The organism is Streptomyces kryoterrae, from assembly GCF_054072135.1.
Window position 1 is genome coordinate 2,180,517 of sequence record NZ_CM133358.1, and the last position, 18,685, is coordinate 2,199,201.

The 18,685-nt window shown below is 73.0% G+C and carries 19 protein-coding genes; 11 read left to right on the forward strand and 8 right to left on the reverse strand.

From position 1 onward, the window contains the following. Nucleotides 1-46: 46 nt before the first annotated feature. The gene (locus ACW4TU_RS09080) at nt 47-1,078 is read left to right on the forward strand and encodes a bile acid:sodium symporter family protein (protein WP_457426430.1); all 1,032 of its coding nucleotides are present in this window, start codon (nt 47-49) and stop codon (nt 1,076-1,078) included. Nucleotides 1,079-1,084: 6 nt separating this feature from the next. On the opposite strand, the gene ACW4TU_RS09085 is transcribed toward ACW4TU_RS09080, so the two are convergent. Continuing rightward, the gene (locus ACW4TU_RS09085) at nt 1,085-2,404 is read right to left on the reverse strand and encodes a sensor histidine kinase (protein WP_457426432.1); all 1,320 of its coding nucleotides are present in this window, start codon (nt 2,402-2,404) and stop codon (nt 1,085-1,087) included. A 113-nt stretch (nt 2,405-2,517) separates the two neighbouring features. Between ACW4TU_RS09085 and ACW4TU_RS09090 the strand changes: the two genes are divergently transcribed. From ACW4TU_RS09090 to ACW4TU_RS09110, 5 genes are read left to right on the forward strand one after another with little or no spacing between them, the layout of a single operon-like run. Beyond that, nucleotides 2,518-3,183, forward strand: a complete 666-nt coding sequence (locus ACW4TU_RS09090) for a hypothetical protein (protein ID WP_457426434.1) — start codon at nt 2,518-2,520, stop codon at nt 3,181-3,183. Nucleotides 3,184-3,212: 29 nt separating this feature from the next. Further along, on the forward strand, nt 3,213-3,944 hold the full coding sequence (locus ACW4TU_RS09095) for an ABC transporter ATP-binding protein (protein ID WP_457429994.1): 732 nt from the start codon (nt 3,213-3,215) through the stop codon (nt 3,942-3,944). Further along, nucleotides 3,931-4,620 (forward strand): ABC transporter ATP-binding protein, encoded by a 690-nt coding sequence (locus ACW4TU_RS09100; protein ID WP_457426436.1) that lies wholly within the window; start codon nt 3,931-3,933, stop codon nt 4,618-4,620. Before ACW4TU_RS09095 ends, ACW4TU_RS09100 begins: the two co-directional genes overlap by 14 nt. Continuing rightward, nucleotides 4,617-7,259, forward strand: coding sequence for an FtsX-like permease family protein (locus ACW4TU_RS09105; RefSeq protein ID WP_457426438.1), 2,643 nt, complete (start codon nt 4,617-4,619; stop codon nt 7,257-7,259). Before ACW4TU_RS09100 ends, ACW4TU_RS09105 begins: the two co-directional genes overlap by 4 nt. A gap of 52 nt (nt 7,260-7,311) precedes the next feature. After that, nucleotides 7,312-8,040, forward strand: coding sequence for a response regulator transcription factor (locus ACW4TU_RS09110; RefSeq protein ID WP_457426440.1), 729 nt, complete (start codon nt 7,312-7,314; stop codon nt 8,038-8,040). 64 nt (nt 8,041-8,104) lie between these two features. Here ACW4TU_RS09110 and ACW4TU_RS09115 read toward each other — a convergent pair whose 3' ends face one another. The 6 genes from ACW4TU_RS09115 to ACW4TU_RS09140 all read right to left on the reverse strand — a co-directional run bounded on the left by ACW4TU_RS09115 (nt 8,105) and on the right by ACW4TU_RS09140 (nt 13,519). Beyond that, the gene (locus tag ACW4TU_RS09115) at nt 8,105-8,773 is read right to left on the reverse strand and encodes a response regulator (RefSeq protein ID WP_457426442.1); all 669 of its coding nucleotides are present in this window, start codon (nt 8,771-8,773) and stop codon (nt 8,105-8,107) included. Further along, nucleotides 8,770-10,062: a sensor histidine kinase gene (locus tag ACW4TU_RS09120; RefSeq protein ID WP_457426444.1), complete on the reverse strand. Its 1,293-nt coding sequence runs from the start codon at nt 10,060-10,062 to the stop codon at nt 8,770-8,772. The genes ACW4TU_RS09115 and ACW4TU_RS09120 overlap by 4 nt, the downstream gene beginning before the upstream one ends. Nucleotides 10,063-10,089: 27 nt before the next feature. Then, the gene (locus ACW4TU_RS09125; RefSeq protein ID WP_457426446.1) at nt 10,090-10,932 is read right to left on the reverse strand and encodes an ABC transporter permease; all 843 of its coding nucleotides are present in this window, start codon (nt 10,930-10,932) and stop codon (nt 10,090-10,092) included. Continuing rightward, nucleotides 10,929-11,867 (reverse strand): ABC transporter ATP-binding protein, encoded by a 939-nt coding sequence (locus ACW4TU_RS09130; protein WP_457426448.1) that lies wholly within the window; start codon nt 11,865-11,867, stop codon nt 10,929-10,931. The genes ACW4TU_RS09125 and ACW4TU_RS09130 overlap by 4 nt, the downstream gene beginning before the upstream one ends. Nucleotides 11,868-12,221: 354 nt before the next feature. Further along, on the reverse strand, nt 12,222-13,151 hold the full coding sequence (locus ACW4TU_RS09135; RefSeq protein WP_457426451.1) for a M56 family metallopeptidase: 930 nt from the start codon (nt 13,149-13,151) through the stop codon (nt 12,222-12,224). After that, nucleotides 13,148-13,519: a BlaI/MecI/CopY family transcriptional regulator gene (locus ACW4TU_RS09140; RefSeq protein ID WP_457426453.1), complete on the reverse strand. Its 372-nt coding sequence runs from the start codon at nt 13,517-13,519 to the stop codon at nt 13,148-13,150. The genes ACW4TU_RS09135 and ACW4TU_RS09140 overlap by 4 nt, the downstream gene beginning before the upstream one ends. A gap of 128 nt (nt 13,520-13,647) precedes the next feature. Between ACW4TU_RS09140 and ACW4TU_RS09145 the strand changes: the two genes are divergently transcribed. From ACW4TU_RS09145 to ACW4TU_RS09165, 5 genes are read left to right on the forward strand one after another with little or no spacing between them, the layout of a single operon-like run. Continuing rightward, nucleotides 13,648-14,322 (forward strand): DedA family protein, encoded by a 675-nt coding sequence (locus tag ACW4TU_RS09145; protein WP_457426455.1) that lies wholly within the window; start codon nt 13,648-13,650, stop codon nt 14,320-14,322. Continuing rightward, on the forward strand, nt 14,319-14,927 hold the full coding sequence (locus ACW4TU_RS09150; protein WP_457426457.1) for a phosphatase PAP2 family protein: 609 nt from the start codon (nt 14,319-14,321) through the stop codon (nt 14,925-14,927). Before ACW4TU_RS09145 ends, ACW4TU_RS09150 begins: the two co-directional genes overlap by 4 nt. Beyond that, nucleotides 14,924-15,667, forward strand: coding sequence for a phosphatase PAP2 family protein (locus tag ACW4TU_RS09155; protein WP_457426459.1), 744 nt, complete (start codon nt 14,924-14,926; stop codon nt 15,665-15,667). The genes ACW4TU_RS09150 and ACW4TU_RS09155 overlap by 4 nt, the downstream gene beginning before the upstream one ends. Beyond that, entirely contained in the window at nt 15,621-16,283 is a 663-nt protein-coding gene (locus tag ACW4TU_RS09160; RefSeq protein WP_457426461.1) for a response regulator transcription factor, read from the forward strand. The genes ACW4TU_RS09155 and ACW4TU_RS09160 overlap by 47 nt, the downstream gene beginning before the upstream one ends. Continuing rightward, entirely contained in the window at nt 16,280-17,659 is a 1,380-nt protein-coding gene (locus ACW4TU_RS09165; RefSeq protein ID WP_457426463.1) for a sensor histidine kinase, read from the forward strand. Before ACW4TU_RS09160 ends, ACW4TU_RS09165 begins: the two co-directional genes overlap by 4 nt. Before the next feature lie 30 nt (nt 17,660-17,689). Here ACW4TU_RS09165 and ACW4TU_RS09170 read toward each other — a convergent pair whose 3' ends face one another. Next, entirely contained in the window at nt 17,690-18,481 is a 792-nt protein-coding gene (locus tag ACW4TU_RS09170; protein WP_457426465.1) for a COG4705 family protein, read from the reverse strand. Between the last annotated feature and the right edge of the window lie 204 nt (nt 18,482-18,685).

Here is an 18,685-nt window from a genome sequence, read left to right on the forward strand (position 1 = left end):
CGCGGCTTTCCCGGCCCGCCGGGTCCGGCCTGATCACGATGGGCCGATGCACACCCGCGCCGCGTCCTGGCTGCGGCACCGGCTCGGCCGTGCCGTGGTTCTCGCCTATCTCCTCGCCCTGTTCCTGCCCGGACCTGGTCTGTGGCTGCGCCGCCCCCATCTCTTACCGCTGACACACCTGACGCTGCACACCGCACCGCTCCTGCTGTCCCTGGTGCTGTTCTCGGCCGGGCTTCAGGTGCCCGTCCGTGAGCTGGGGCGCCTGCTGCGGCACCCGAAGACGCTGCTCGCCGGGCTCGTGCTGCACCTTGCGATCCCGCTGGCGGTCGTGCCGTTCGTCGCGTTCCTTCTGCGGCGCACCCCCGACTCCGACGGCGGCAGCGGACTGCTCACCGCGATGATCCTCGTGGTGGCGATGCCCGTCGCCGCGGGAGCCACCGTGTGGACCGACAAGGGCGACGGCGACCAGCCGACGATGGTGGGCCTCGTCCTGGCCTCCACGCTCCTCAGCCCACTCACCACTCCCTTCCTGCTGGAGACCCTGGCGCCGCTGCTGAGCGGCGGCTACGGGCAGGTACTCGTCGACACCGGCAGGCTGGCCCAGGGCGGGTTCGGCCTGGCCACCGTGGTCCTGCCCTGCGCGGCGGGCCTTCTGGGCGCTCTCGTCCTGCCCGCGCGGTGTCTGCGCCGTCTCCACGGGACAGTGCTGCCGCCGGCCCTCACCGGCTCGCTGCTCCTGACCTACGTCAACGCCAGTGGCGCCCTCGGATCCGTCCTGACCCGGCCCCGCCCGCTGCTGTTCGCCGCCGCGCTGGCCGTGGCCGCCGTGGTCTGCCTGCTGTCCTTCGCTCTCGGCCGGGTCGCCGCCCGCGTCCTGCGGCTGGAGGCGGGTTCCGCCTCGTCGCTGACGCTCGCCTGCGGCATGAACAACAGCAGCGCCAGCGCGGTCCTGATCACCGCGTCCCTGCCCGACAAACCGCACCTGCTGCTGCCGGTCCTCGCCTACGGGCTGCTGCAGAAGACCGCCGCGAGCCGGATCGTCACCCACCTCCGACCCGCTCCCGCAGCAGGCAGCTGAACATGCTCAGCCACGGCCCTCCGGCCCGGCCTCCTCCTGACGTACGGGGACGAGCAGCGTGAAGGCGGCCGGGCGGCTGCTGGTCAGGGAGAGTCTGCCGCCGAGGGAGACTGCCAGGTCGCGGGCGAGGGACAGCCCGATGCCGGAGCCCGCTCCCGCGCCGACATGACCGCGGTCGAACAGCCGGGTTCCCCCGCCGTCCACGGCGCCCTCGTCGGTGACGTCGAAGGCGACGGCGTCGCCGAGGTCGCGGGCCGTGAGTCGGACGGTGCCGTGCCCGTGGACGCGCGCGTTGTCGAGCAGGACGCCGAGGATCTCGGTGACGGGGGCTCCGGGGACACGGACGTCGTCCGGTGTCTCGCGAGTCCCGCACTCCAGGCGCCTGCCGTCGCGGGCGAACAGTCCGTGCCAGCGTTCCTCGGTCTCGTCCAGCAGCCGTGCCACCGACGTGTCGGGCGCGGGCCGGCGCGGCAGGTCACGCGAGCGGGACAGGCGCAGCACCTCCTCCACCGTGCCGTGCAGGCGGCGCGTGGTGGCCAGGGCCTCCTCCAGGGCGGGCCGCAGCCGGGTGTCGTCGTCCTGGGCGATTCCCGCCTCCAGGGTGAGCTGGAGTCCGGTGAGCGGGGTGCGCAGCTGGTGTGAGGCGTTGGCGGTGAAGTCCCTTTCGTGGCGCAGGAGTTCGGTCAGGCTGTGCAGCATCTCGTTGTGGGTGCGGGCGACCTGGTCGATCTCGGCCACGTTGCTGGACGCGGCCCGGGCGCTCAGGTCGCCGGCGGTGACCGCCCGGCTGTGCCGGGAGAGGTCCTCCAGCGGCGCGGCCAGGACCCGCGCCTGGCGGCGGGCGACGAGGACGGCCACGGTCAGCGCGAGGGCACAGACCCCGGCGAGGACCGCCCAGGCGAGCAGGACACGGTCGCGTACGGCGGCTGCAGGTGAGGAGGCCCGTACGACGCCGATCACCTGCTCGGCGTGCGACACGGGCACCGCGACGACCAGGTCACCGCCTGACCGGCCGCGCACCACCTCCGCGACCAGCGCCCTTCGCACGGCCGTGTCGCCGGTGCGGGGTCCGGTACCGGCCCGCAGCCGCAGCGCGGGGTCGTACAGGCCGAGGCGTCCGCCGGCCGGTGGCGCGGGCAGTTCCACGGGGTCGCCGGTCACGTAGTCCGGGCTGACGCGTACGGCGCCGGACAGGGCCGTCCGTTCCAGGGTGTCGCGCTGGTCGGCGTACAGGGTCGACCTGATGGCCAGGGCCAGGGGGACGGCGAGGAGGACGACGGCGACCAGGGCAGCGGTGAGGGCGACTCGCACCACGCGCTGTCTCATGCCCCCATCCTGCGGGCTCCCGACCGGCCCGGGGACGGTCCGCCACGCGCTTTTGCCGTCGTCTAACCGTCTGCGGTCGGGGCGTTAACCGACGGCTCTCTAGCGTCGGCGGCATGACCAGGAAGCAGTTCCCGGCAGTTCCTCGGGAGGGCAGTGGCATGTCGTACGCACGTACTTCCGCCGGCGTCGTCGCAGTGACGGTGATCGCGGCGGTGATCGCGGGGTGTTCCGGATCGTCGTCCGGGGCACACTCGGGCTCGGGTTCGACGGCCCCGGTGCGGGCGAACCCGGCCCCCACCGAGTCGAACCCGCCCGGGGACATCCCCGACAACCAGGTGTTCGTGGCCTACCGGCCCACCGGCGGCTTCACCGGGTTCACGGTGAAGGTGCCGGAGGGCTGGGCCCGCACCGACAAGGGCGGTGCGACCGTGTTCACGGACAAGCTGAACAGCGTCACCATCACGACGGCCACCGCCTCCACCGCCCCGACCGTCGCCTCGGTCAACAGCACCGTCGTCCAGCAACTGAGCGGCCGGGTAACGAAGTTCGCGTCCCCGAAGGTGTCGCAGGTGACCCGTAAGGCGGGCCCCGTCGTCCTTCTCACCTACCAGGGCGACTCGGCCAGGGACCCGGTCACCGGCAAGGTGGTGCGGGACGCGTTCGAGCGGTACGCCTTCGCCCGGCAGGGTCATGAGGTGGACCTGACCCTGTCCGGCCCCGTCAACGCCGACAACGTCGACCCGTGGCGAACCGTCAGCGACTCGTTCGCGTGGCGGTGAGCGCGATGGTGAGTGCGATGGTGAGTGCGATGCCCGCCGGGCCCTCGGACGACGACGTGGTGCTGGCCGCCCGGGAGCTGTACCGCTTCTACCGGGCCGGCGAGGAGGAGACGCTCGCGTTGCGCGGGGTGTCACTGCGGGTGCGGCGGGGGGAGACGGTCGCCGTCGTCGGTCCGTCGGGGGCGGGCAAGTCGACCCTTCTGGCATGTCTGGCAGGTCTCGACGAGCCGTCGGGCGGCGAGGTCCGGGTGGCGGGCGTGCGCATCAGCCACCGGCCCGAGACCGAACGCGCCCGGCTGCGCGCCCGGCACGTGGGGGTGCTCCTTCAGTCACGCAACCTGCTTCCGCATCTGACCGTGCGCGACAACATCCGGATCGCCCAGCATGCGGTGCGCGGCCGTCCCGCCGTAAGGGCCGAAGCGCTGCTGGAACAGGTGGGGCTGGGGCGAAGGGCCGGCGCGCTGCCTCGGCAACTGTCCGGCGGTGAGCTGGCCCGCGCGGGACTGGCCGTGGCGCTGGCCAACTCTCCGGCCGTGCTGCTGGCCGACGAGCCGACCGGTGAACTCGACGGCGGGACCGAGGAGTTGGTGCTGCGGATGCTGCGGGACCGGGCGGCGGACGGCTGCGCGGTGCTGATCGTGACGCACAGCGCGGAGGCGGTACGCGGCTCCGACCGGGTGATCACACTGGACGACGGACGGGCCCACGAGGGACACCGGGGCACGGCGCACGCGAAGGAGCACGGCCATGGCCTCCGCTGACCTGCTCCTCTCCTGCCGGGGTGTCGCACTCACCTTCGGGCGGGGCCCCACTGCCGTGGTGGCCGTGCACGGCGCCGACCTGGACGTCCGCTCCGGCGACCGGCTGGCGGTCGTGGGCCCTTCCGGGTCGGGGAAGTCGTCCCTGCTGCATCTGCTGGCCGGGCTCGAACGCCCCACCGGCGGCACGATCGCCCGGCCCGGACTCGACGGACCGCGGGACATCGGCCTGGTCTTCCAGGCCGACAGCCTCATCCCCGCCCTCGACGTCGCGGAGAACACCGCGCTGCCGCTCGTCCTCGCGGGACGCTCGCAGGAGGAGACCCGCCGGTCGGTCGCCGAGGCGCTCGACGTGGTCGGCGCGGCCGGGCTGGCCGACCGGCTGCCCGACGAGATCTCCGGCGGACAGGCCCAGCGGGTGGCCGTGGCCCGCGTCCTGGCGCAGGCGCCGCGCCTGATCCTCGCCGACGAGCCCACCGGCCGCCTCGACCACGCCACCGGCGCCCGCGTCCTGGACGCCCTGCTGGCGGCGGCCGACCGGACGGGCGCGGCCCTCGTCGTCACCACCCACGACCCGGCCGTCGCCGCCCGGCTCACCGTACGGCGGACCATGCGCGACGGCCGGCTGCACGCACCCGAAACGGCGGAAGCGCCGGACCCGTCAGGGAGCCTGTCATGATCACCGCCTGGGCGGGCGGACTGGCCCGCCACCGCATCGGGCGGCTCCTCGCCGCCGTCGCCGGAATCGCCCTCGCCGTCGCGTTGGTCGCCGCGCTCGGCTCCTTCCTCACCGCGTCCAAGGCGACCATGACCCAGCGGGCGGTCCGCTCGGTCGCCGTGGACTGGCAGGTCGAAGTACAGCCGGGCGCCGACCCGAACACCGTCGGGTCACTGGTGCGATCCACTCCCGGCACCCGGGCCGCGCTGCCCGTCGGCTTCGCCCGCACCACCGGCTTCACCGCCACCGTGGGAGGCAGCACCCAGACCACCGGACCGGGGGTCGCGCTCGGCCTGCCGGCCGACTACCGCAGCCGCTTCCCCGACGAACTGCGCACACTCTCCGGCTCCGGCACCGGCGTCCTGCTCGCCCAGCAGACCGCATCCAACCTGCACGCGGCCCCCGGCGACACCATCGGCGTACGGCTGCCCGGCGCCGGACTGCGGCAGGTGCGGGTGGACGGTGTGGTCGACCTGCCGCAGGCCGACTCGCTGTTCCAGAAGGTCGGCGCGCCCGCGCAGTCCCAGCCGACCGCTCCCCCGGACAACGTCGTCCTGTTGCCCGCCGCCCGCTTCGCGTCCCTCACCCGGGGAGCCACCGACGTCACCACCCAGCTCCACGTGGCCCGCGACGCGAACCTGCCGACCGACCCGGCCGCCGCCTTCACCTCGGTCACCGGCGCCGCCCACAACCTGGAGGCCAGGTCGGCCGGCGCCGTGCTCGTCGGGAACAACCTCGGCGCGGCCCTCGACTCCGCCCGGCAGGACGCCCTCTACGCCCAGATCCTCTTCCTCTTCCTCGGCGTCCCCGGTGCCGTCCTGGCCGCCGCGCTGACCGTGGCGGTCGCCTCGGCAGGCGGCGAACGGCGCCGCCGGGAGCAGGGTCTGCTGCGGCTGCGCGGGCTGCGCCCTCGTCAGATCACCGCGCTCGCGGGGTTGGAGGCCGCGCTGGTCGGTGTGGTCGGCGGCCTCGGGGGTCTCGGGCTCGCCGCGCTGATTGGCCGCCTGGCCTTCGGCGCCACCTCCTTCGGCGCGAGCGCGGGCACCTGGGCGCTCTGGTACGTCATCGCCTTCGTCCTCGGCGTGGTCGTGGCCGCCGGTGCCGTGCTCGTGCCCGCCCTGCGTGATCTACGCACGGTGACCGTCGCGGACACCGGGCGGGAGCGGCGCGTGTCGCGTTCGCCCTGGTGGCTGCGGTGCGGCCTGGACTTCGCGCTGCTGATCGGCTCGTGGCTGGTCTTCCGCGCCTCCTCCGGCAACCAGTACGCCCTGGTCCTCGCCCCCGAGGGCGTGCCCAGTGTCTCCGTCTCCTACTGGGCGTTCCTCGGCCCGGCCCTGCTGTGGCTCGGCGCGGCCCTGCTGCTGTGGCGGCTGACCCTGCTGGCTCTCGCCCACGGCCGGCCGGCGCTGGCCCGCCTCGCCCGGCCGCTGACCGCGACCCTCGCCACGACCACGGCGGCCGTACTGTCCCGCCGTCGGCGTCCGCTGGCCCGCTCGGTGGTGCTGCTCGCCCTCGCCGTGTCGTTCGCGATCTCCACGGCCGTCTTCAACTCCACCTACCGGCAGCAGTCCGAGGTCGACGCCCGCCTCACCAACGGCGCGGACGTCACCGTCACCCAACCCCCCGGCGCCCAGGTCCCGCCGAGCGCGGCCGGCAAGCTGAAGGTCTCCGGCGTCCGGCACGTCGAGCCCCTCCAGCACCGCTACGCCTACGTCGGCTCCGACCTCCAGGACCTCTACGGCGTCCGGCCCGCCACCGTCGCGAAGGCGACCTCGCTCCAGGACGCCTACTTCTCGGGCGGCACTGCCGCGCAGCTGATGCGCCGGCTCACCCAGCGCCCCGACAACCTGCTGGTCAGCGCGGAAACCGTGCACGACTTCCAGCTCTCCCCCGGCGACACGGTCAACCTCCGCGTCCAGGACGCCCGTACGAAGGCGCTGCGCACGGTGCCCTTCCACTACGCCGGGATCGTCAAGGAGTTCCCGACCGCGCCGAAGGACAGCTTCTTCGTCGCCAACGCCGCCTACGTGGCGAAGGCGACCGGCAGCGACGCGGTCGGCGCCTTCCTGCTCGACACCGGCGGCACCCACCAGCAGCAGATCGCCGACCAGCTGCGCCACCGGCTGGGCACCGGCGCCACCGTCACCGACCTCACCCAGACCCGCGGCACCGTCGGCACCAGCCTGACCTCCGTGGACCTGGCCGGACTCACCCGCATCGAACTCGCCTTCGCCGTCCTGCTGGCAGCCGGGGCCGGCGGCCTGCTCCTCGCCCTCGGACTCGCCGAACGCCGCCGTACCTTCGCCATCGCCACCGTCCTGGGCGCTCGCAGCGGCCAACTGCGCGGCATGGTCCTCACCGAGGCCCTGCTGCTGGCCACCGGCGGTCTGGCGGGGGGCGCCCTCATCGGCTGGGCCCTGTCCGAGATGCTCGTGAAGGTCCTGACGGGCGTCTTCGATCCGCCGCCCGCGAGCCTGTCGGTGCCGGGCGGCTACCTCGCCCTGACCGCGGGCGCGGCCGTCGCCGCCGTACTGGCCGCCGCGCTGAACGGCATCCGCAGCGCCGGCCGGCCCGCCGTGGAGGAACTGCGTGACCTGTGAACGCCCGGGAGCGGGCGGGCCGAGCGCCTCGCCCGCTCCTACGCTGTCCAGCATGCGTACGCACGTGACCGCCGACCACAGTCGCCACCGTGTCCTCGTCGTCGAGGACGACGACACCATCGGCCGTCATCTGGAATCCGGCCTGCGCGGCAACGGCTACGCACCGACCTGGAGCCGGACGGGTTCCGCCGCTCTGGCCGAGGCCGCACGCACCCCGTACGACGTGCTGCTGCTCGACCTTGGGCTGCCCGACATGGACGGTCTGAACGTCGCCCACACACTGCGTGCCCGCCATCCCGACCTGCTGATCGTCATCCTGACGGCCCGCACGGACGACATCGACGTCATCGCCGGACTGGACGCGGGGGCCGACGACTACCTCGTCAAGCCGTTCAGCCTGACCGTGCTGCTCGCCCGGCTCCGCGCCCATCTGCGCCGCCGGGTCGTCGCCACGCCGTCGCAGGAACCCGTCCGGCTGGCCGACCTCGTCCTCGACGTCGCAGCCCGCCGCTGCACGCTGCACGACGAGGACATCGAGCTGCGTCCCAAGGAGTTCGACCTGCTCGCCGTCCTGGCCCGGCACGCAGGAGAGGCCGTCTCCCGGGAGACCCTGATGGCCGAGGTCTGGGACGAGAACTGGTTCGGCTCCACCAAGACGCTGGACGTCACCATGGCCGGCCTGCGCCGGCGCCTCGCGGAGGCCGCCGACGTCTCGGCCCGTCCCGGCAGCCTGCCCCGCGTCACCACCCTGCGGGGGCACGGCTACCGCCTGGAGATCTGACGGACGCCGTCGGCGCGGCAGTAGCGAGCAGGCTGCCCGGCCTTCCCGACCAGTGCTCGTCTGTTCAGTCCACGCTGGGCCGGGCGAGGCCGTGGTCGTAGGCGAAGATCACGGCCTGGATGCGGTCGCGGGCGCCGATCTTGGTCAGGACGCGGCCGACGTGGGTCTTGACCGTGGACTCCGACAGGACGAACCGGGCGGCGATCTCTCCGTTGGTCCAGCCCTTGCCGACGGCGACGAGGATCTCGCGTTCGCGCTCGGTGAGGGAGCCCAGCCCCGGGTCCTCGGGGGAGTCCGCGCAATGGGCGGGGACGTAGCGGGCGTACTCGTCCAGGAGACGGCGGGTGAGGGCGGGCGCGATGACGGCGTCGCCCACCGCGACGGCACGGATGCCGGCGAGGAGTTCCTCGGGGCGCGCGTCCTTGAGGAGGAAGCCGCTGGCGCCGGCGCGGAGGGCGGCGTGGACGTACTCGTCGACGTCGAAGGTGGTGAGCACGAGGACACGTGAGCGGCCGCCTGCGGCGACGATACGGCGGGTGGCCTCGATGCCGTCCATACCGGGCATACGGACGTCCATCAGGACGACGTCCGGGCGCAGTTCGGCTGTCTTGCGGACGGCCTCGGCTCCATGGGCGGCCTCGCCGACGACGTCGGTCTCGGGGACGGAGTCCAGGAGCAGGTGGAAGCCGTAGCGTTGCAGCGGCTGGTCGTCCACGATGAGCACAGTGGTCACCGGGCACCGCCCTGGGGCGTGAGGTCGAGGACGGCCTCGACGCTCCATCCACCGCCGGCCGCCGGTCCCGCATGGACGGTGCCGCCGTACAGAGCCGCTCTCTCCCGCATGCCCACCAGGCCGTGTCCTTCCTCGTTCGGTGGTCCGGACGGTGTGGCCGGGCCGGTGTCCTGGACCCGGACAGTCAGCCGGGTGTCCTTCTCGACGATCGCCAGACGCACCCGGGTGTCGGCGTCGGCATGCTTCAGCGTGTTGGTGAGGGCTTCCTGGACGATGCGATACACCGTCAGCTGCACCCCGCCGTCCAGGGCGTCCACCTCGCCGGAGGTCCGGTAGACGACCTCCAGGCCGGCGGCGCGCACGTTGGCGCACAACGCCTCGAGGTCCGCGATGCCGGGCTGCGGGCTGAGTTCGGGCCCGCCCGTCGGGCCGCCCTCCGCCTCGCGCAGCACGCCGAGCACGCGCCGCAGTTCGCCGAGGGCCTGCCGGCCGGTGTCGCCGATGAGTCGGAGGGCCTCCTTGCCGCGTTCGGGTGCGATGTCGGTGGCGTAGGAGCCCGCGTCGGCGAGCGTGATGATGACGGACAGGTTGTGGCCGACGATGTCGTGCATCTCACGGGCGACCCTGGTGCGCTCGGTGGCCGTGGCCAGCCTGCTGCGCTGGTCGCGCTCTATCTCCAGCCGGGCGGCCCTCTCGCGCAGTCCGGCGAGCTGGGCCCGGCGGATCCGTACCATCAGGCCGAGCGCGAGGGCCGCGGTCGCTGTGCTCAGCAGGAAGAACAGCGCGTCCCAGACATACACGGCCGAGGACACGCGGACCGCGACCAGTGCCATGGCGCCCGCTATGGCCGCGCAGGCCCACGGCAGCTGCCGTAGCCGTCCGTGCAGGGCGAGGCTGTACAGGGCGACGAAGAGGGCGACGTCCGCGCGCAGTGCCGCGCCCAGGGACCACTGGAGCACGAACACCGCCGTGATGGCGGCGAACGCCACGAGGGGTTTGCGTCGCCGCCACAACAGGGGCAGCACCAGTCCGGCCTGGAAGGCCAGCGTTCCCGCCACGGGCAGCTGGGTGAAGGCGAGGCGGAACAGGCGCGGGCCGTCACCGTCGCCGTGGCTGTCCTCCACACCGTCGTGGAGCAGGTCGGGCAGGCAGAACATCAGGAAGACCAGGACGACGACCGCGGTGTCCAGCACCCATGGATGTGTCCGGTCGGCCTGCCGCAGCCGCTGGCCGCCCCGGGACAGACGGGCGACCAGCGGTCCCATTCCGCTGAGGTCATCGGTGGTCACGGGCGTCACCTGTCCATGGTGCGGGTGTCAGACGTCGGAGCGCGCGAGCCGGTACGCCGCGCCGCCCAGCGCCAGCGCCGTCCAGCAGACGAAGACCAGCAGTCCGGCGCCCGGCGACAGGGTCGTGGAGTCGTGGGTCAGCGCGAACATCGACTCCCCCGCGTTGGACGGCAGGTAGGGGCTGATGTCGTCCCGCCAGGAGCTCGGCAGCAGGGAGATCAGTCCCGGGATCAGCATCAGGGCGGCCACCAGCACCGAGATCCCGCCGGCCACCGACCTCAGCAGCGCGCCCAGGGCGGTGCCGATCACCCCGACCAGGCCGAGATACAGCCCTGCGCCGAGCAGACTCCGTACGACACCCGCGTGCGAAAGGCCCATGGCCGCCGGCGTACCCGAGACCATTCCGCTCCCGATCAGGAAGGCGACGAACCCGCCCAGCGTTCCCACGCCCAGCGCGACCAGCCCGAACACGGCCGCCTTGGACCACAGCACGGGCAGCCGTCGGGGCACCGCCGCGAGTGTCGATCGGATCATGCCGGTCGAGTACTCCCCCGCCGTGACCAGCACGCCGAGCACACCCAGGGCCAGCTGGGCGAAGTTCGTACCGAAGAGGGACAGGCTGACGGCCGTGGACGTGGCGAAGTCCGGGTCCGTCTGGCCGGAGTCGATCCCCGACCTGTAGTGGTTCGCGGAGATCAGGCCGAAGGCCACCAGGAACAGCAGGCCGAGGCCCAGGGTGATCCAGGTCGAGCGCAGGGACCACAGCTTGGCCCATTCCGAGGAGAGCACGCGCCGTCCGGTCAACCGGTAGGCGGGCCGGGCGGGGGTGGTGGTCCGGGGTTCCCCGACGGTGGTGGTGAGGGTGCTCATGCGGACTTCCCGAGGGTCTCGATACCGGTCGTGGAGCCGTGGTACTCCACGGCATCCCTGGTCAGGTCCATGAACGCCTCCTCCAGCGACACGGTCCGCGCGCTCAGCTCGAACAGCGCGATCCCGTGCTCGGCGGCCTTCAGCCCGATCTCGCGGGCGCTCAGGCCGGTCACCTGCAGTTCCTCGGATCCGATCAGTCCGGTGACCTCGACGCCCGGCCCGGCCAGCACGTCCCGCAGCCGCGCCGGTTCCTGCGCCGCCACCTTCACCGTGTCGCCGCCCGCCTCGCGGATCAGATCCGCGACGGTCGTGTCGGCCAGCAGCCGGCCGCGCCCCACGACGATCAGGTGGTCGGCGACCAGAGCCATCTCGCTCATCAGGTGGGAGGACACGAACACCGTCCGGCCGTCGTCGGCGAGTCCCTTGAGCAGGTTGCGGATCCAGAGCACACCCTCCGGGTCCAGCCCGTTGACCGGCTCGTCCAGCATCACCGTCTGCGGATCGCCCAGCAAAGCCGCCGCGATGCCCAGCCGCTGGCCCATCCCGAGGGAGAAGGCGCCGGCCCGCTTCTTCGCCACGCTGCCGAGGCCGGCGAGGTCGATGACCTCGTCGACCCGGCGGCCCGGAATGCCGTGGGTCAGCGCGAGGGATCTGAGGTGGTTGTACGCCGAGCGGCCCGGGTGGATCGACTTCGCCTCCAGCAGGGCGCCGACCTCCTGGAGCGGTGCGTGGTGGCGGGCGTAGTGGTGGCCGTTCACGGTGACGGTTCCGCTCGTCGGGGCGTCGAGGCCGACGATCATGCGCATCGTCGTGGACTTGCCCGCGCCGTTGGGCCCCAGGAAACCGGTCACGGTGCCCGGCTTCACGACGAAGTCCAGCCCGTCGACGGCCGTCTTGTCGCCGTACTTCTTGGTCAGCTGCCGTGCGTCGATCATTCGCGTTCTCCCTGTCGGGCTCCGGCGTGCGTCGCTTCCGACGCCTCACCGGCCACGCTAAGAGCCGAATCACCCCGATCCGGTGGTACCAGGAGGCTGAACCGCGCCGTGCGCGTAGTACCGCGGTACCACGCGGCTACCTGCGGTGACTTCCGTGTTCGTCGCCCCCGCAGCGGTCGCAGCAGGCGCCCGGCCGCCGCATGGGATGCGCTGCGCGCTCGGCGCCCTCACCACGTTGGGCGCCGCCGTCGTCACCGGCGACCTGCTCCGGCTGCTGGAGCCGGTTCTCGCCCGAGGCTGGTCACGCGGCGGACAGGTCGAGCCCCGGGCGGTGGGCCGCCGGGCCCGAACCGGTCAGGGACTCTCCTCGCCCTGGGCGATCTCGACCTCGTGGTGGAAGTCGACCACGCCCACTGTTCCGGCCGCGACGGACAGGACCGTGCAGGCCACGAGGAGCAGCGCGGCAGGGCGCCTGGGGCGTGAACGCGCCGGGGAGGGGGCGAGGAGGGCGGCGACGCGTTGCGGAACCGGGCCGGTCGTCGCCGCGGGTGCGAAGTCCGGGCGGGTGGAGGGGGAGGCGTGGCCGGCCAGGGCGGCGCGGGCGATGGCCGTGGCGATCAGGCGTCGGTCGCCGACGGCGGTGGCGGCGGTCTCGTCGGCGGCCCGCTCGGCGGCGAGCCGGATGGTGTCACGGACGGCGCGCAGGGCGGGGTGGCAGTGGGCGGCGAGTTCGGCGGCGGCCAGGAAGTAGTGGTGGCCGGCCCGGTTGTGGGCGCGTTCGTGGGCGAAGAGGGCCTCACGCTCGGCGGGGCCGAGGCTGCGCAGCATCGCGGTGGTGACGACGATGCGGTGGGGCCGTCCGGGCAGTGCGTACGCGTCCGGGTGGGGCGAGTCGACGACGCACAGGTCACCGGCGGCGGGGCGGCGGTCGGCCTGTGTGCGGGCGGTACGGAAGGCGCGGGCCTGCCGGAAGGCCGAGCGCGCGAGGGTGAGCGCGCTGAGGGTGAGCACTCCGGTGGCCGCGGCGGCCACCGGGAGGACGAAGTAGTCCGAGGGGGTACGCAGGGGGTGGACGAGTTCACCGAGGGAGGCGAAGACGGGGAGTTCGAACAGTCCGGTCAGGACGAGGGCGCCGAGTGCGGCGACGCAGGCTCCGGCCAGTGCCAGGGCCGATGCGGTGAGGATCAACAGCGCGGTGGCGGGGGCCAGGCGGTCGAGGGTGCGGCGGGCCGGGAGCGGCGCGAGGAAGGGCAGGATCAGCGGTACGAGCAGGAGGGCGGTCATAGCTCGTCGCCCTCCAGCAGTCGGCGCAGGAGCTGTTCGTCGCCGGGGTTGAGCTGGGCGACGAAGCGGGCCAGGACCGTCTGGCGGTCGGTGTCCCGGTCGAGTTCGGTGTGCATGCGCCGGGCGGTCAGGCCGGGAGCGTCCTGCACGGGGAAGTAGGCGTAGCCCCGGCCCTGCCGCTCACGGCTGACGACACCCTTCTCGTGCAGACGGGTCAGGATCGTCGTCACCGTCGTCCTGGCGAGGCCGGAGCCGAGTTCGATCTGCACGCGCCCCGCGCTGAGCGGCACCCCGGCCGCCCACAGCGCGGCCATGACAGCGGCCTCCAGCTCACCGGCCGGCCGCCTCTCGTCCTTCGCGTCGGTCATGGAACCTTCCTCACCCCACCATCGTCTACAGTTCAGTAGACCGTCTACAGAATTGTAGTCGGACCGTCGGGTGTGCCGTTCCGCCGCATCCGACGGTCCGCGAGGAGAAGGATGAAGGGCGCCCGACGATGACCACAGCCGTGCACCTATCGTCGCAGCTCGCCGTCAATGTGCTGGATGCCCGGTCCCTGTTGTCCGCGTTCGGCGTGCTGGGCGTGGGTGTGGTGCTGTTCGCCGAGACCGGGCTGCTGATCGGGTTCTTCCTCCCGGGCGACTCGTTGCTGTTCACCGCCGGTCTGCTGTGCACCGGCGCCGACGACCGCGGCCTGAAGCTGTCGCTCGCCCCGCTCCTGGTCGCCGCGGCGGTCGGGGCCCTCGCCGGATCGCAGTGCGGATATCTCCTGGGCCGAAGAGCGGGCCGTGGCCTGCTCGCCCGCAGCCGTTCGGCCCGCCTGCACGAGGGCGCGAAACGTGCGGAGGAACTGCTGGAGCGCTACGGCTACGCGAAGGCGATCGTGCTGGCCCGCTTCGTTCCGGTGGTGCGCACGGTCCTCAACCCGATGGCGGGCGCCCTGGGGGTGCCGGTGCGGACGTTCACCCTCTGGCAGGTGGCCGGCGGACTGGTGTGGAGTCTGGGTCTCACCCTGGCGGGATACGCGCTGGGCTCCTCCGTACCGAACGTGGACCGGTACCTGCTGCCGATCGTCGCGGTCATCGTCGCCCTGTCGCTGATCCCGGTGGCCACCGAAGTGCGCCGCTCGCGCCGGGACGCGAAGGCGAAGGCGAAGGAGGCGCGCGGATGATCCTCGCTCTCGACGGCTCGGCGGTCGACGGCCCGGCCTACACCGACGTGGTGAACCTGGCCGGGCACGCTCCCGCGTGGCTGAACGACACGGTGACCGCGTGGTCGACGTACGGGCTCGCCCTGTTCGCGGTGCTCATGGCCGTCGGCTGGTGGCAGGCCCGGCGGGTGGGCGCCGCCGCGTCGGTGACGGCGCTCGCCGCGCCGTTCGTCGTGGTCCTGGCGTACGGAGTGGATGCGGCGCTGAAGCTGCTGGTGCGCGAGGACCGGCCCTGCCAGAGCCTGCGGGTGGCCACGCTCGAGGCGTGTCCGGCGTCCGGCGACTGGTCGTTCCCCAGCAACCACGCGGCCGTCGCCGCCGCGTCGGCCGTCGCCCTGCTGTTCGTCTCCCGCCGGCTCGGCAGGGTCGCCGCGGTGGCCGCCGGTGCGATGGCGGTCTCGCGGGTCTGGGTCGGCGCGCACTACCCCCACGACGTGCTGGCGGGGGTCGTGGTGGGCACTGTCACCGCGCTGCTCGCCGTGCCCGTACTGCGCGGGCGTACGGATGTCCTGGCCCGGCGGCTCGCGGCCACCCGTCTGCGTCCGCTGCTGGTGGTGGCGTCATGAAGCGCGCCGACGTCGCGGAACTGGCCGGCAGTTGCGGCCTCGGCGCGTGGACCGCGTTCGGTGTCCTGACCATGGTCGTGGTGGGCCAGGACGGCATACCGCTGTTCGCGGACGGCGACCTCCTCTCGTGGTCCGCCGCCCACCGGCCGGACGTGGCCCTGGCGTTCGCCCGCGGGCTGACCGCCACCGGGACGGGCGCCGTCCCGTTCGCGCTGGCCGCGCTGGCCGGAGTCATCGCGGGACGCACCCTCCGGCAGCGGGCGCTCGCCGTCGCCCTCTGCCTGGGCTGTCTGGGAGCGGGCCAGGCGCTGCGGTACGCGGTGATGGCGCTCGTGACCCGGCCGCGGCCACCCCTGACGGACTGGAAGACGCATGCCTCGGGGTGGGCGTTCCCGTCCGGTCACACCACCACGGCAGCCCTCGCCGCGGGACTGCTGATCGTCGCCGTCCACGTGCGCGACCCGCGTGGCGCGACATCGTTCACGCTGGTCATCGGCGGCTGGGGCGCGCTGGTCGGGCTGACCCGCGTCTATCTGGGAGTGCACTGGTTCACCGATGTCGTCGGCGGCTGGCTGTTCGCCATCGGCTGGCTGGGCGTGTGTCTGTGCGCCGTGGCCTGCTGGCTGCCCGAGCGCTGGACCCCCGGCACCAAGGACACGGACAGGGCACGAGAACAGAGGGAGAACCATGACCATGCGTCAGACGATCCTGATCGTCGAGGACGACCACGCCCTGCGTGACGTGCTGATGCGCGGACTGCGCGACGAGGACTTCGACACCGTGCCCGCGCCGGACGGCGCCACCGCCCTGCGGCTGGCCACCGCCGACGTCTCCGCCGCCGTACTCGACATCGGGCTGCCCGACGCCGACGGGCGGGACGTCTGCCAGGCCATGCGCGCGAACGGATTCCTCTCCCCCGTCATCTTCCTGACCGCCCATCACCGGCTGGCCGACCGGCTGTCCGGGTTCTCCGCCGGAGGCGACGACTACCTGCCCAAGCCGTTCCACCTCGCCGAACTCGCCGCCCGTCTGCGGGCAGCCCTCAAACGGTCCGCCCCGCATCCCGTCGCCACAGCGGGGGACCTGGTCCTGGACGCCGTCCGGCACCTGGTCAGCGTCCAGGACATCCGGGTCGATCTGACGCCGACCGAGTTCCGTCTCCTGGCCGCGCTCATGGCGGCTTCCGGAGGTGTCGTGCGCCGCCGTGAGCTGGTCCGGGCGGGCTGGCACGAGGGCGCCCAGGTCCACGACAACACCCTCGACCAGTACCTGACCCGCCTGCGCCGCAAGCTGCGCGAGGCGGGCAGCGACCGGACGATCGCCACGGCCCGAGGGATCGGCCACCGCCTGTCATGAGCGGTGTCCGCCACCGGCCGCGGCCGACCATGACCGCCGTCCTCCACCGTCTGGCGCCCCGCACCCTGCGCGGCCGGCTCTCACTCGTGGCCCTCACCACGGCCGCACTCCTGATGCTGGTCCTCACCGTCGCCTTCAACGCCGTGGCCCAGCGCCGCCTCCAGCACCAGGCGGACGACGAACTGCGCACCCGCGCCGCCGCCGTCGCGACGACCATCGACACCAGCGGCACGACCGTTCGCGTGCTGGAGACCTCCCACGACGACCTCCTCGACACCAACGTGTGGATCTACGCCGGCCGGCGACTGCTGGAAGAGCCACCGGCCGCCGGCCCGCTGACCCACGTCGCCGACACACTCGCCGGGCGCGGCGGACGACGGTGCGTCACCGTCGACGTCCACAGCCCCCTCCGGCTGTGCTCCCAGCCGGTGCCCGGCGGCAGGAGCGACGCCACGGTGGTCACCGCGCTCGACCTCTCCCCCTACCGCAGCTCGGCCGACACCCTGCTGCTGGGATCGCTCGCCCTGGACGCCGTGATGCTCGCCTGCACCTACGCCCTGACCCGGCTGGCAGTCGGCCGTGCGCTGCGTCCCGTCCGCACGATGACCGACCAGGCCATCCAGTGGAGCGCCGTAGCCTCCGAGGAACGCTTCGGCAGCACCGGGCACCCGGCCGAACTCGCGCGCCTCGGTACGTCGCTGGACGCCATGCTGGACCGCATCCGCACCCTGCTGCGCCACGAACGGCAGCTCACCGGGGAACTCTCGCACGAGCTGCGTACGCCCCTGAGCCGGATCATCGCCGAACTCGACTGGTGGCGGACCCGCCCCCGCACCACCGGCCAGACGCGCGCCACCCACCAGGTCATCGCGGATGCCGCCGAGTCCATGCGCGCCATCTGCGACACCCTCCTGGACGACGCCCGGGGCGCCACCCTCAGCGCTCCGGGCACCGCCGAGGTCCTGCCCGCACTGCACCGCCTCACCGAACTCCTGGACGTTCCAGGTCACTTGACGGTCACAGCGGACGGCCCACACCTGCGGGCCGGCGTCCCGCCCGCCCTTCTCGAACGCATCGTCAGCCCCCTCCTGGCCAACGCCTGCCGCTACGCCCGCTCCGGCGTCGCCGTGCGCGTGTACCGCACACCCGACGGCGTACACGTAGACGTCATCGACGACGGGCCCGGCGTACCGCCCCCGTTCGCCGCACGGCTCTTCGAGCCCGGGCAACGTGCGGATCCCGGCGACGGACACGGCGGAGCGGGCCTGGGACTGCCGCTGGCGCGACGCCTGGCCCGCTCCGCCGGCGGCGACGTGACGTACGACCCCGGGCACACACCCGGAGCACGCTTCGTCGTCAGCCTGCCCGCCGACTGACAGCAGCGCCCCGCCGGCGGTACCGGCGCATCACGGCGTGACTTCGTGCCGGACGTCCTTGCGAGAGGCGGCCAGATAACAGACGAAACCGAGGATGGCCACCGTCCAGGACAGTGTCACCGGCCCCAGGCCCAGGTCGAGCCCGCCCCTGCCGTGGCCGACGGCCATCCAGTCGGCGACGGACGCACCGAGCGGGCGGGTGATGACGTACGCCGCCCAGAACGCGGCGACCGCGTTCAGGCCGCCCCAGCGGTGGGCGACGGCCGGAACGGCGATCGCGGAGGCGTACAGGCCGACGGAACCCAGGTAGCCGAGGCCGATCGTGGCGGTGAGGTCCCCTGCGGCGGTCCCCAGCGCGAAGGTGGCCAGCACGGCGGCCCAGTAGAAGGTCTCGCGGCGCCGGGTGTGGATGCTGTGGATGGACAGAGTGCCCTCGCCGCGGTACCAGAGAGCGAACACGGCGGCCAGCGTGACCATGAAGAACGGGGTCGACAGCGTGTACGGCACGCCGAGGCCGACATGCAGGACATCGGCGGCCATCGTGCCGAACACACTGACCATGACGATCGCCGTCCAGTAGATCCAGGCCACATACCGGCGGGCGGCGAACTGGACCACCAGGGCGACGATCAGCGCCATGCCACCGAGGCCCACCGCAGGGATCGGGCCGAACAGACGGGCCAGCCAGTCGGAGGCCGTCTCACCCATGCCGGTCGTCAGCACCTTGATGATCCAGAAGTAGACGGTCACCTCCGGCACCTTGCTCGCCGCGTGTCGTGCGTGGCGCGGAGGCCGGTTCTCAGTGAGGTGATCTGTCGTCATGGCAGGCACGATGGCATGGTGCCCGACGGTTGCCCCAGACCCCTTTGCCAGAGCTTTGGCGCTTCTGGTGCCCGAGTTGCCCAAGGCCCTTCCGAGCCTGAACACAACCTGAACGGGGTGGCCGATGGGCTGGTCAACGGCGCGCGGCCGGTGATATCGGCGATCTCCCGGAGTTGCCACAACGGCCGAGCAGCAGGAACGCGA